Source organism: Streptomyces sp. NL15-2K, from assembly GCF_030551255.1.
In the GTDB taxonomy this organism is placed as follows: domain Bacteria; phylum Actinomycetota; class Actinomycetes; order Streptomycetales; family Streptomycetaceae; genus Streptomyces.
The window spans coordinates 10,088,658-10,101,792 of record NZ_CP130630.1 but is presented as its reverse complement, the minus strand read 5'-3'; the positions used below and the strand labels follow the sequence as shown (position 1 = coordinate 10,101,792).

Here is a 13,135-nt window from a genome sequence, read left to right as displayed (position 1 = left end):
AGAAGCTCCGGATTCCTTGGACGAACTCATCATCTGACGCCCACCATTCGGCAAAAAGGAACAGGTGCGGGGAGGCTATCCACCTGCGCTTTTCGCCGCAGCTCCTACCACACCCCTAGGAGCAATTCAGTCCAATTCACCTCTTTTCTGCCATATCTGATTGATCTTCGTCGGCCCGGTCGGTATCGCGCGGGGTGGCTCCGGGGCAGGCTGCGGTGCCGGACGGGCCCGAGTCGCCCTTTTCCGGGGGCGCGGTCCCTGGACGGCGGCGTACGGCGCGGGGCAGGGGGCGTAGGGGCAACGTAGGGGCTCTGAACCACCGCGCGCGGCGGCTAGTTTCCAGCGGTAGCGGTGACGGTCGGACCGGTTTCCCGGGAAGGCCGTCCGCCAGCCCGAGTCGACGAGCAACAGAAGGGACGTCGGGCCATGGACGTGCACCAGTTCTTCGAGGCCCTTCCGGCTCGCTTCAACTCGTCCGCCGCGGCGGGGCTGACCAAGACCCTCCAGTGGAACATCACGGACGCGGACCCCGGAGTGTGGGCCTTCGCGATCGTGGACGGCGAAGGACGGCTGGTCCCCGGTGGTGTCGAGGAACCCGACACCACCTTCACCACCGACACCGAGACGTGGATCGCGATCGCCCAGGGCCGGCAGGACGCGATGCGCGCGTTCATGACCGGCCGGCTCAAGGTCACCGGCGACACGATGCTCGCCACGAGGTCCGCCGAGTTCTTCGGCTCACAGGCGGCCTAGGGGGTCAAAACACCCCCTAGCGCTCCGGCTGGCGGCGTCCGGTGGGTGGGCGTCGCGGCGGGGCCCACAGCACTTACTCCAATGACATTGGCACGATGAAGGGGACGACCATGTCTCAGGACGCCGTCGAGGCCGGCGGTCACCCGCAGCCGAATCCGCCGCAGGTCCACCAGTACGACGCCGCCATCATGGGTGGCGGGGCGGCCGGCCTGACGCTGGCCCTGCAACTCAAGCAGGCGTGTGAGGACATCAGCATCCTGGTGGTCGAGCGTCAGCGGCACCCGGTTCCCGAAGCGGCCCACAAGGTGGGTGAGTCGACGGTCGAGATCGGTGGCCGCTACCTGCGGGACGTCCTGGGTCTGACCGAGCACCTGACGGAGCACCAGCTCGACAAGTTCGGCATCCGGATGTTCTTCAGCGCCGAGGGCAACGAAGACATCACCCGCCGGGCGGAGGTCGGCCACTCGGTTCTGCCACCGCACGAGGTCAGCAGCTTCCAGCTGGACCGCGGGCGGCTGGAGAACCACCTCGCCGCCGACCTGGCCGAGCGCGGCGTCACCTTCGTCTACGGCAAGGTGAAGGACGTAGACCTGAGGCCCGGGCAGCGGCACCGCCTCGCGATCGAGTGCCTGGACGGCGGGACGCAGGAGGTCGAGGCGCGCTGGGCGCTGGACGCCTCCGGCCGGTCCTCGCTGCTCAAGCGCAAGCTCGGACTGACCAAGGAGTCCGAGCACCGGGCCGGCGCGGTCTGGTTCCGGCTCGCCGAGCCGATCGACATCAACGACTGGTCCGACGACCCGGCGTGGCAGGGCCGTATCCGTTCGGGCCACCGCGAGCTGTCCACCAACCACCTGATGGGCCGCGGCTACTGGGTCTGGCTGATCCGGCTGGCCTCCGACTCGATCAGCATCGGTATCGTCGCCGACCCCGACGTGCACCCGTTCGACACGATGAACCGCTTCGAGCGGGCGCTGGACTGGCTGCGCGAACACGAGCCGCAGTGCGCCCGGGTCGTCGAGGAACACAAGGACAAGCTGCAGGACTTCAAGGTGCTGCGGAACTACCCGTACAGCGTCGAGCAGGTGTACTCCGCCGAACGCTGGGCCCTGACGGGCGAGGCCGGGCTCTTCCTCGACCCATTCTACTCGCCCGGCTTCGACATGATCTCGATCAGCAACGGTCTCATCACCGACCTCGTCAGCCGTGACCTGGCCGGCGAGGACATCACCGAACTGGCGGCGATCCACAACCAGATGTACCTCACCATCGGCGAGGGCTGGTTCGACATCTACACCCACCAGTACCCGCTGATGGGCAACGCCCGGGTGATGCAGTCCAAGGTCGTCTGGGACACGGCCGTCTACTGGGCCGTCCCGGCGCCGCTCTACTTCCACGACAAGATCCGCCGCCTGGCCGACCATCCGCAGCTCGTCTGGGGCCTGGCCCGCTTCCAGGCCGCGATGAACCACGTCCAGCGGTTCTTCCGCGAGTGGGACGCCGTGGACCGGTCGGAGCTCAGGGACTCGTTCGCCAGCTTCTACGACTACGAGTTCATGAAGCAGGCCCACATCGGCCTGGTGGCGGAGTTGAACGACGAGGAGTTCGAGGCGAAGTTCGCCGAGAACGTGCGCCTGGTCGAGCGGATCTCCGGCCAGCTGATCAAGGCGATCCTCGACGAGGGCGCCGTCGAGGAGGACAACGAGCCGATGCGCGACCAGGTCGAGCGGTGGCGGAAGGACAGCGACCTGATGCGCCTGGTCGACATCTACGAGGAGGACCGCGCGGCCGGCATCGTCGACGACGACTGGGTTCCCTCCGCCCAGCCGGCCCGGGCCTGACGGAAGGCCACACCATGGACACCGTCGACCCCAAGGTCTGGACCCTGCTCGCGCTCGGCGTCATCATGCTCGCCGCCTGGACGGTCGGAAGCCTCGTCAGCCGGATCGGCCAGCCGAGGGTCATCGGCGAGATCATCGCCGGCATCCTGCTCGGGCCGAGCCTGCTGGGCCTGCTCGCGCCTTCGGCCAGTACGTACCTGTTCCCGGCGTCCGTCGTCACCGCCCTCGGCGTGCTGGCCCAGGTCGGCCTGGTCCTGTTCATGTTCATGATCGGGCTGGAGCTGGACTTCGGGCGGCTGCGCGGGCACGGCAGGCGGCTCGCGTCCGTCGCGGTGGCGTCGATCGTCGTGCCGCTCGGGCTGGCCGTCGTACTCGCCCTGGTCCTCCACCCCACCTACGGGGACGGGGAGGACAAACTCGTCTTCTGCCTGTTCTTCGGCGCCGCGATGGCGATCACCGCGTTTCCCGTCCTGGCCCGGCTGCTGCAGGAGTCCGGGCTGGCCGGCACCAGGATCGGCACGCTGAGCCTGGTGTCGGCCGCCGTCAACGACGTCGTGGCCTGGTGCCTGCTGGCGTTCGTCATCTCGCTCAGCCGTGCCACCGGCGCGGGCGACGGGCTGCGGACGCTGCTCCTGGCGGTCGTCTACGTGGTCGCCATGCTTGGTGTGGTCCGGCCGCTGCTCGCCCGGCTCACCGATGTCCCGATCTGGCTGGCCCTGGTGATCGCGCTGCTCGCGGCCTGGTTCGCCGACCGGGCGGGCATCCACGTCATCTTCGGCGGGTTCATGGCGGGTGCCGTGATGCCGCGGCGGGCTCAGTGGCAGCGCTCGCTGCACGAGCGGCTCGACCTGGTCGTGACGCATGTCCTGCTGCCCGTGTTCTTCGTCATGACCGGTCTCTCGACGCATGTGGAGGGATTGCGCACGGCCGGTGTCTGGGGCGTCGTCGTCCTGGTCATCGCCGTCGCCACCGTCGGGAAGCTCGGCGGCACCGCGCTGACCGCCCGCGCCGTCGGCGAACGGTGGTCGGACGCCCTCACCCTCGGGGTCCTGATGAACACCCGCGGCCTCACCGAGCTGGTGGTCCTCTCCATCGGCCTCCAGCTCGGCATCATCAGCTCCACGATGTTCACCGTGATGGTGCTGATGGCCCTGGTCACCACGTTGATGGCACCTCCCCTCCTGCGCCTGATCGAGCACCGCTCCACCCGCTCAGCGCCCGCCCGGACCCGCGAGCCGCTGGAAGCCACGGCCGGCTGACGACCTGGGTTCGTCCCGGCCCGCAGAGCACGCCGACCGCATCGCCGCCATGACAGCGGTGGTGCGGTCGGTGTGCTCTGCGGGCGGGAACGGCTCAGCCGTCCTTACGTCCCTGCCAGCGGAACGTCGTCAGGCACAGGACCAGGCCGGCGAGGCACCATGCCGCCAGGATCAGCGCGACGCGGCCGTGTTCCCACGTACCGGCCACTTCCATGTCCGCCGCCGAGTCGGGGAGGAACACCGAACGGAAGCCCTGTGCCATCCACTTCAGCGGGAACACGGCGCCGAGTTGCTGCAACCCCCCGGGAAGTGTGGTGATCGGCACGATGTAGATGCCCGACACGAACTGCAGGACGAGGTACGGCAGGTTGACGATGGGGGCCGCGCCGCGCACTGATCGCGGGACGCTGCTCATCGCGGTGCCCAGCAGCGCGCACCCGGTCACCCCCACCAGGAAGACCCAGGCGAAGGTCGCCCAGCGATCGGCGTCGGTGGGCAGCGGCAGGTCGTAGAAGATCGCGCCGACGGCGAGGATGACCGCCACCTCGGCCACCGCGGTCACCAGGACCAGGATGACCTTCCCGACGAAGTAGGCGATCGGCGGCATCGGAACGCCCCGCAGCCGCTTGAGGGTGCCGTCCTCCCGGTCGCTGGTGATGCTGGTGGCGAGGTTGACGAAGCAGGTCGAGCCGATCCCGCTGGCGATCATGCCGGCGACCAGCAACTGGCTGGCCGGGATGCCGGATTCGCTGATCTGCTTGTCGAAGATCGAACCCAGCATGATCAGCAGCACGACCGGCAGCGCGAAGGTGAAGACCACGGCGGTGCGCTCGCGGAAGAACTGGCGCAGCTCGACCCCGGCGCGGGCCAGGCACAGGCGCCAGACCGGCGGCTCCCTCACCGCGCGCGGGGTCGATGCCGGGGCTTCGCTGGTCACCGTGGTCATCTCGGGCTTCCGATCATGTCGAGGTAGACGTCTTCCAGGGACGGCCGGGAGATGGTCAGCCCGGGGATCGGGCCGCCGAACCGGGTGGCCAGCTCGAGCGTGGCCGAGGTGGGGTCCGAGGTGCGCAGTTGTCGGGGCTCGCCGTCCTCGACCCAGCGCACCGTGGCCTCGGCCGACGCGCGGCCGCCCAGGTCGGCCGGGGTGTCGACGGCGAGGATGCGTCCGGCGGAAATCACGCCCACCCTGTGCGCCAGTGCTTCGGCTTCGTCCAGATAGTGGGTGGTCAGCAGGATCGTGGTTGCGTCCTGTTCCGAGAGCCGACGGATCAGCGCCCAGAACTGGCGGCGGGCCTCCGGGTCGAACCCGGTCGTCGGCTCGTCCAGAAACAGCAGCCGGGGCCGCCCGACCACGCCGATCGCGACGTCGACCCGGCGCCGCTGGCCGCCGGAGAGCGTCCGTACCTTCTTGCCGGCCTTCTCGGTCAGGCCAACCATGTCGATCACCTCGTCGACCGGGCGGGGGTCGGGGTAGTAGACCGCGAAATGCCGCACGGTCTCCACGACGGTCATGTCGGCCATGTCCGAGGCGTTCTGCAACACCAGGCCGATGCCGTACCGCCAGCTCCGGGGCGCCCGCTGTGGGTCCTCACCGAGAACCCGGACGTCACCGGCGTCGCGTTTGCGGAAGCCCTCCAGTATCTCGACGGTCGTGGTCTTGCCGGCTCCGTTGGGGCCCAGCAGCGCGAAGATCTCGCCATGGGCGACGTCCAAGTCGACACCGTCGACTGCGGGAGCCCCGTGGTAGTTCTTGCACAGGCCGTGTACTCGCACCGCATCTGTCACGGTTCCAGCCTCGGCCGCCGGGCCCGTGGACCGCGACGGTCGTCGGACCGACAGCTGTCCGTCGAACGACGGACACCGCCCCTGCCGGGGTCCGGTAGGGGTTGGGCCTGGTGAGAGCCCCGCATAGCCTGCGGCCGTGGGCCCCTGGGCTGTGGACGATCAGCGATCCGCACCGCGCCCGCGCGGAGTACCTCTGTGCCCCGTGCCCGCTCGGCGGCCGGTTCGACCGGAGTGATCCGGCACCGGGCGGACCAGGCTCGCGGGCGCCCCCGAGAGGACGGAGGCGTGGTGGGCGTGCTCCGAGCGGCGGCCGGTCTGATTCCGGGTCCACCCGCAGTACGTCCGCTGATGCGGCCCGGCGTCCGGACCGCCGACCGGGCCGGACAGGCCCGGGCCTCGGTCGCCCGGTACGAGCCTGCGCGCACTTCCCGGATCGGCTTGCACGGGCCTGTCCGTACACGGCGGATCGGCCGACACGGGTCCGTGTGTCGCACCCTGTCGCCCGCTACGACGGTCTCCACTCCGAGGTGCCACCGGCCCACCCGCACGAGCGGCGCCGGCGGAGCACCCCGCCAGGGACGCTCCGCCGGGCGCTCGGCCAGGCTTGTGCTCACCCGCCGTAGGCATTCACGCGACGTTGACGACCCGCGACCCGAGCTTGGCCAGGAGGTCGGTCCGCCGGGTCACGTTGAGCTTGCGGTAGACCTTGGTCAGGTGCTGCTCGACGGTGCTCACCGTGACGAACAGCTTGTTGGCGATCTGCCGGTTGGTGCTGCCCTGGGCGGCCAGCGCGGCAACTCTCCGCTCGGCGTCGCTGAGCGAGTTGAAAGCCTCCGTGACCATCTCGTCGGCCGCGTCCAGCACCTCGTCGTCGACTTCCGGGAGCAGCCTGCGACGCAGCGCGTCGGCCTGGCATTCGGTGGCCAGGTCGCAGGCCCGCCGAAGGGTGATCCGGGCCCGGTGCAGGTCGCCGAGCGAGCGCTGCGCCTGGCTCAGGTCGGCCAGCGTATGGGCCAGCTCCAGGCGGTCTCCGCAGGCGCGGAGTATCTCGGCGGCCTCGCGCAGCAGCGTGGGACGCTGCGCGAGCGGGGCGACCGCGGCCAGCACGCGCAGCGCGGCCGCCTTGGTCCGGTTCGGCTCCGGTCCCAGCTGCGTGAGCTGGGACTCGGCCAGCGCGCGGGCGTGCTCGGGCTGACCGAGCGCCACATGGGCGTGGGCCGCGTGGATGCGCCAGGGGACGAGTGCGGGCAGGTCGAGGTTCCAGCAGGCCATCAGGTCGCCGCACGTGGAGAAGTCGTTCAAAGCGGCCTCCGCACGGCCGGTCGCCAGGTAGTAGCTGCCGCGCGCCCGCAGGTAGTACAGGCCCCAGACCGTCTGGAACATCGACTCCGGCACCGGCTGATCGAGCTCCCGGCGAGCCTCGGCCAGCTGGCCGCGCGTGGTGTACGCCAGCACCACGGTGCCCAGCGGAACGCCGAGTACGGTCGCCCAGCTGTCGCGGGACATCATCCCGAGCGCGGCCTCCGCGTAGCACTGCGCGTCGGCCACTTGGCCGGAGCGGTACGCGATGTCGGCGCGTATCGCCGTGAGCACGCCCTGCCAGGACCGCGCGCCGCGCTCGCCGAACTTGGCCAGCATGCGGTCGGCCCACAGGGCCGCGGTCTCGAGGTGGTCGGCGCAGATGAGGATGGTCAGCGCCGCGGCGAACGCGGCCATCGCACCGCTGCGCAGCGGAAAGCGCGGCAGGGCCTGCTCGGCCGTGACCACGGCCGCGCTGTTGGGCCCCTTGACCATCGTGGTCTCCAAGGCGTACGCCAGGGCGTCCCACACGCTGGCTGCCCCCTCGGCGCGGCGGCGGGGCGCCCGGGGGTCCACCGGCTCCTCACCGAGCAGGCCGGGGTGGCTGAACCGGGCCCACACGGTGAGAAACCGGATCTCGGCGCTCTCCTTCTCGTCGGCGTCCAGCGCCGCGAGCCCGTCGATCACCTCGACGGCCTCGGCCGTACGCCCCAGCCAGAGGAGGCAGTGCGCGGTGGTCACGAGCGCGGTCACGCTCAGCCGACCGCCCCGCGCGGCGGCCACGAGTTGCCCCAGCCGGTGTCCGGCCCAGGCAGGGGAGGTGCGCCACTCCGCCCGGAGCAACGCGACCTTGAACGCGACCCGCTCCGCGTCATCCGCGGCACCATCGTGCGCCAGCCGCAGCACACGGACGGCCAGCTCGCTGTCCCCGGTGGCGAGCAGCCCCTCGGCCGCGGCATCGAGTACCGGGCCCGCCCAGTCCGGTGTCCGCCCGGCAGCGAGGAGATGCAGGGCGACCGGAAGCGGTGCCGAGCCTTCCTCGTAGAGCAGCCGGGCCGCCCGCACGTGCAGGTCGGTCAGGGCCGAGGAGGGCAGCTGGTCGAGCACGGTCTGGCGGGCCCGCGGGTGCGGAATCCAGCCGTCGCTGACCAGGCCGGCGCTCTGCAGACCGGACAACGCCCGGCTGGCCGCCGCGGTGTCGACCTCGGCCAGTCGGGCGAGTGTGAGCGGGCCGGCGGGCGGGCCTTTGTCGAACAGTGCGCCAGCCTCCAGGACCCGTCTTATCACCGGGTCGACTCTCTCCACACATCGGCGGATCGCGGAGGTGTAGGCGCGGCCGAGCAGGACGTGCCCGTCCCGGTCCAGGCCGGGCGGCCCACCGGTGTTCCCCAGGTCCGCGATCAGCTCCCGGGTCAGCAGCGGGTTGCCCCCGGACGCCCGCATGCAGGCGTCCACCAGCGTGCCTGCCGGCTGCTCGCCCAGGGCTTCGGCGAGCAGTTCGCGGACTTCGTCACGGGAGAACAGCGGCAGGGTGAGTTCGTTGCCGGACGCCAGTTCCATCAGCTCGGCGTACAGCCGCGGATCGGTCGGCTGCACCAGGTCGCTGCCGGTGACCGCCACCAGGATCCGTGCGGTGCGGATGCGCCGGGCCAGGTAGAGCAGGCAGTACATGGAGAGGGAGTCGGCGTGGTGCAGGTCGTCGACCGCGATGAGGACCGGCGTCCGCTCGCCGGCGGTCATCAGGGCGGCGGACGCGTCGTGCAGCATACTCTCCAGCAGCCAGCCGTGGACCATCGATCCCAGGCCGTGGAGTGTGGAGGAGCCGTGCACCGCGTGGACCAGCTTGACCTTGACGGCCTGGTCGATCGTGAACGGAAGGTCGTCGCAGAACTGGTTCACCAGGCCGAGCGGCAAGTCCCGCTCGGTCCGGGCGCCGGTGCCCCGCAGCACGTGGAACCCCGCTGCGGCGGCTTGCTCGGCGAACGTACACAGCAGTGTGGTCTTCCCGCTGGCCAGCGGGCCGGTAATCGTCAGTAGTCGGCCGCTTCCGGCTTGGCACTCCGCGAGCGCGGTCGTGCAGCCGGCGATCTGCTCCTGCCGTCCCATACGTGCTCCTGTGAACGAGATAACGCGCCATGGGGTGACGCGACGTGGGGCCCGCCCAATTGGGGTGCGTAAAAGGCTTTGCCATTACGAAAGAAAATAGACTTACCTGTGACTGCACCCACAGCGGTGAAAGTATGCCAGTCATAGGATGAGCAGAGAATGAATGCAGAAGAATCGCGCCGTGAACAGCACCCTTTCACTGTTCAGCTACAGCGCGCGGGAAATTTCACCCATTGACCCCGAAGTCGACGCAGTCACACACGAACTCGCCGCAATTGCTACTGAGACCTGAGAGTCACTCAACTTTCGTCGACAGCCGACAGGTTGTCCGACGGTGACAGACAGTCAGCAATACTACCCCCTCACCCAGGGGAGGGGGGGGATAATTTGCCCACCCTTTAGATCCCAATGGGGTGAAGCCGGTTGATCTTTCACCCCCCCTACGGCTGGAGGGAGTAGGGGATCCGCTGGGGTTCGCCAGCGAATCGCTGTTCAGTAGCGTGCCATTCCGCGTCGGGCAGTTCTCGCATTGCGTTTTTACAGTAAGGAAGCAGCGTGACGGAAAACGAGGCCGAAGAGGTTTGGCGAATACCGATCGACCGCTCTCAGGCCCCGTCCCGCGAGCCCGGACCGATCGACCTGCGGCGCAACTTCCTTCAGGCGGCCTACAGCGGCATCCCGACCTTCATGGGGGTTCCGGTCTGCCTCGACCAGGAGGACCTGCGTGCCGGGGGCGTCGACGTCGCGGTGTTCGGTGTGCCGCTGGACTCCTCGTCCGGCCACCGGGGCGCCGCCTACGGCCCGCGGGCGCTGCGCTCCGACGAGCGCTACCTGTTCAACACTCCCGAACTCATGATCAACCCCAGCACCCGGGTAAGCCCCTTCGACCAGCTCAAGGTGGTCGACTACGGGGACGCGGCGGTCGACATCTTCAGCGTCGAGAAGTCGCTGCCGTCCATCGCCGCGACCGTCCGCGAGGTCGCGGAGACCGGGGCCGTGCCGGTGATCCTGGGCGGCGACCACTCGCTGATGATCGCAAGCGTCGGCGCGCTGGCCGACATGTACGGACCGGACAAGGTGGGCGTGGTCCACTTCGACGCCCACCCGGACTGCCACGAGCACATCTTCGGCCACCGGGTCACCCACGGCACCCCGATCTGGCGGCTGATCGAGGAGAGGCGGATCCCGGGCAGGAACTTCGTGCAGGTGGGGCTGCGCACGCCGACCGGTCCCGACGACTCGCTGTTCAACTGGATGCGCCGTAACGGCCTGCGGACCCACTTCATGGTGGAGATCGACCGGCTGGGCTTCCCCGCGGTGCTCGACAAGGTCGTCGAGGAGATCCTCGACGGGCCCGAGTTCGTCTACCTGTCGCTCGACATCGACGTCCTCGACCCCGCTTTCGCCCCCGGCACCGGCACGCCGGAGCCGGGCGGACTGACCCCGCGCGAGCTGTTCCCGGCATTCCGGCGGATCTGCGCGGAGACCAACGTCATCGGGATGGACGTGGTGGAGATCGCACCGCACCTGGACCCCGGCTACTCGACCACGATGAACGCCCGCCGGGCCATCTTCGAGGGCCTGACCGGCCTGGCGATGAAGAAGGCGGGCATGGTCAGCCCGGACTACGTCAACCCGATCGCCTCCGGCCAGCTGAAGTTCCCGCTGACCTGACTGACGCTCGCACTCCCGTGAAAGGACGGCATCCGGCGATGAGCGCCACTGTGTTCGCACCCGACTCCGCCCAGCCCCTGGCCGAACTGGAGCGGTCGGCCGTCGGCGTCGCCGAGGTCCTGGCCGACCTGGGAGTCCACCCGGGCACCCGTGTGCTGTTCAAGGCGGACAACTCGACCGCCTGGGTCACGGTGCTCCTCGGCCTCGCCCACGCCGGCGCGTCCATCGTGCTCGTCGACCACCAGGACAAGGCCGAGGAGACCACCCGCATCCACCGGCTGACCCGGGCCGCGCTGTCGATCGTGGACGACGACGCGACCCCGCCGACCGAGGGCGAGACCGCCCACGTCTACCAGCTGCTGGCCGCCGCGGCGTCCCGGCCCTCACCCGTGCCGGCCGGCCCGCTGGACCTGGATGTCTGGCGCGGGCTCCCGGACGGGCTGATCATGTGGTCGTCCGGATCGACCGGCACCCCGAAAGGGGTGGTGAAGACCGGCGCGCGGTTCCTGAAGAACCTGGAGCGCAATGCCACCCAGATCGGGCACCGCCCGGACGACGTACTGATGCCCCTGCTGCCTTTCTCCCACCAGTACGGGCTGTCCATGGTGCTCATCGCCTGGCTGGTGCGGTGTTCCCTGGTGGTCGCTCCGTACCGCCGGCCCGACCGGGCGCTGCGCCTGGCGAGACACACCGGCGCCACCGTGCTCGACGCGACCCCCGCGACGTACCGCAGCATCTGGAACCTGGTCACCCGGCGTGCCGACCCGCTGGCCGACCTGCGCAGCGTGCGGCTGTTCTGCAGCGGGGCCGCCCCGCTGGGCCCCACCCTGGTCGACCGGTACGTCGACCTGTGCGGCAAGCCCCTGCTGGACAGTTACGGCAGCACGGAGCTGGGCAACATCTCCTTCGCGACCGAGGACAACCCCGTGGCCACCGGTCGGCCGGTCGAGGGAATGGGCGTACGGATCGTCGACGAGGCGGGCGCGGTGGTCGGCCCGGACGAGATCGGCGAGATCGAGGTCGACTCGCCGGACCTCATGGAGGGCTACCTCGACCCGGACGGGAACCTGGCCCCGGCCGAGCAGGGCTGGCGGCGTACCGGCGACTTCGGCCGGATGGACGCTCACGGCAACCTGTTCGTCATCGGTCGCAAGCTGGCCGTGCACCGGATGGGCTACACGCTCTACCCCGAGCGGATCGAGGCACGGATGGCGGAGGCCGGCTGTTCGGCGAAGGTGATCGCGGTCCCGGACGACCGGCGCGGCAGCTCGCTGGTGTTCTTCGTCGAGGACGAGGCCGGTGGGGACGTGGCGTCCTGGCGGGAGAAGATCTGCGCCGTACTGCCGGCCTACGAGCAGCCAAACCGGGTCATCGTCATGGACCGCCTGCCGCTCAACCGCAACGGCAAACCCGACCGGAAGGCGCTGGAGGAGCAGGCGGCCCGGTCGATCGTCGACAAGCCGCTCGCCTGGGCGCCGGCCGAGCTGTCCCTGTGACCGCCGCGATCGTCTTCCCGGCGCTCTCGCCCGTCCGCCGCACGGAACTCGGCACGTTCCTGATGATCCATCCGTTCGCACGCCGACGGCTCGCCGAGGCCAACGACGCGCTCGGCTACCACCTCGCCGACGCGCTGGCCGACGCGCCGCCCGACGACTACGCCGAGCCGGTGCAGATCGCGGTGCTCGTCGCGTGCCTGGCGCTGGCCGAGTGGGCCGAGCAGCGGCTCGGCGCCGCCCCGAAGTACGTCGTCGGCCCGAGCTTCGGGGAGCGCGCCGCGCTGGCCTACACCGGCGCGCTGCCCTTCGCCGACACGGTCCGGCTGGTGGACGAGATCGCCCGGGTCGAGCGGCGCTACTTCGCCACCGAGCATCGCGACGTCGTCACCCACTCGTTCGTCCGGGTGCCCGCGGAGCGCCTGGACGCGCTGCTGGCCGGACTGGAGTGGCACGACATCTCCGGCCGGCTGGACGCCGACTTCCACATGGTGACGCTGCGCGAGGCGGAGCTGGACGGCTTCAAGGCGGCGATCAGCGAGGCCGGCGGGTACTCGCTCTACACCATGCGCCCGCCCGCGCACGCGCCCGCGTTCATCGGCATCCGCGCACAGATGGAGCAGGTGTACGCCGGCTACGCCCTGTCGGCGCCCCGGCTTCCGATCGTCTCGTACCAGGACGGCGCGGTGCTGACCGACCCGCAGGAGCTGCGGGCGGGCCTGCTCGACGGTTTCGTCCGCCCGATCCGCTGGGCCGACACCGTCCGGTCACTGCGCGAGCTGGGCGTCGACCGGCTCTGGGTCACCGGCCCGGACACGATGTTCTCCCGGCTGCGCACCACGACCGAGAACTTCGACATCGAACTCTGCGACCTCCGCCGCATCCTGCTCCGCCCCCGCAGACTCGACGCCGGGTCCGCGTGACC

Annotated in this window: 9 protein-coding genes; 6 read left to right on the top strand and 3 right to left on the bottom strand. The window is 70.1% G+C overall.

Annotation, left to right across the window (positions count from 1 at the left end):
- Positions 1-426: 426 nt before the first annotated feature.
- From Q4V64_RS44505 to Q4V64_RS44495, 3 genes are all read left to right on the top strand, one after another.
- Positions 427-753, top strand: a complete 327-nt coding sequence (locus Q4V64_RS44505) for an SCP2 sterol-binding domain-containing protein (protein WP_124437980.1) — start codon at positions 427-429, stop codon at positions 751-753.
- Positions 754-863: 110 nt separating this feature from the next.
- Positions 864-2,591, top strand: coding sequence for a tryptophan 7-halogenase (locus Q4V64_RS44500; RefSeq protein WP_124437981.1), 1,728 nt, complete (start codon positions 864-866; stop codon positions 2,589-2,591).
- Between the two features lie 14 nt (positions 2,592-2,605).
- Entirely contained in the window at positions 2,606-3,850 is a 1,245-nt protein-coding gene (locus Q4V64_RS44495; RefSeq protein ID WP_124437982.1) for a cation:proton antiporter, read from the top strand.
- A 94-nt stretch (positions 3,851-3,944) separates the two neighbouring features.
- Here the strand turns inward: Q4V64_RS44495 and Q4V64_RS44490 are convergent, their stop codons facing one another.
- The 3 genes from Q4V64_RS44490 to Q4V64_RS44480 all read right to left on the bottom strand — a co-directional run bounded on the left by Q4V64_RS44490 (position 3,945) and on the right by Q4V64_RS44480 (position 9,043).
- On the bottom strand, positions 3,945-4,796 hold the full coding sequence (locus Q4V64_RS44490; protein ID WP_124437983.1) for an ABC transporter permease: 852 nt from the start codon (positions 4,794-4,796) through the stop codon (positions 3,945-3,947).
- Complete coding sequence (locus tag Q4V64_RS44485; RefSeq protein WP_124437984.1) at positions 4,793-5,638, bottom strand: ABC transporter ATP-binding protein; 846 nt, start codon at positions 5,636-5,638, stop codon at positions 4,793-4,795. Before Q4V64_RS44485 ends, Q4V64_RS44490 begins: the two co-directional genes overlap by 4 nt.
- Before the next feature lie 627 nt (positions 5,639-6,265).
- Positions 6,266-9,043: a LuxR family transcriptional regulator gene (locus Q4V64_RS44480; RefSeq protein WP_124437985.1), complete on the bottom strand. Its 2,778-nt coding sequence runs from the start codon at positions 9,041-9,043 to the stop codon at positions 6,266-6,268.
- Positions 9,044-9,598: 555 nt separating this feature from the next.
- On the opposite strand from Q4V64_RS44480, the gene Q4V64_RS44475 reads away from it, so the two are divergent.
- Genes Q4V64_RS44475 through Q4V64_RS44465 form a run of 3 tightly spaced genes read left to right on the top strand, consistent with a single transcriptional unit; the run spans position 9,599 to position 13,133 of the window.
- On the top strand, positions 9,599-10,717 hold the full coding sequence (locus Q4V64_RS44475; protein WP_124437986.1) for an agmatinase family protein: 1,119 nt from the start codon (positions 9,599-9,601) through the stop codon (positions 10,715-10,717).
- Positions 10,718-10,755: 38 nt separating this feature from the next.
- Complete coding sequence (locus tag Q4V64_RS44470) at positions 10,756-12,213, top strand: class I adenylate-forming enzyme family protein (RefSeq protein ID WP_124437987.1); 1,458 nt, start codon at positions 10,756-10,758, stop codon at positions 12,211-12,213.
- Positions 12,210-13,133: an ACP S-malonyltransferase gene (locus Q4V64_RS44465; protein WP_124437988.1), complete on the top strand. Its 924-nt coding sequence runs from the start codon at positions 12,210-12,212 to the stop codon at positions 13,131-13,133. The genes Q4V64_RS44470 and Q4V64_RS44465 overlap by 4 nt, the downstream gene beginning before the upstream one ends.
- Positions 13,134-13,135 lie beyond the last annotated feature (2 nt).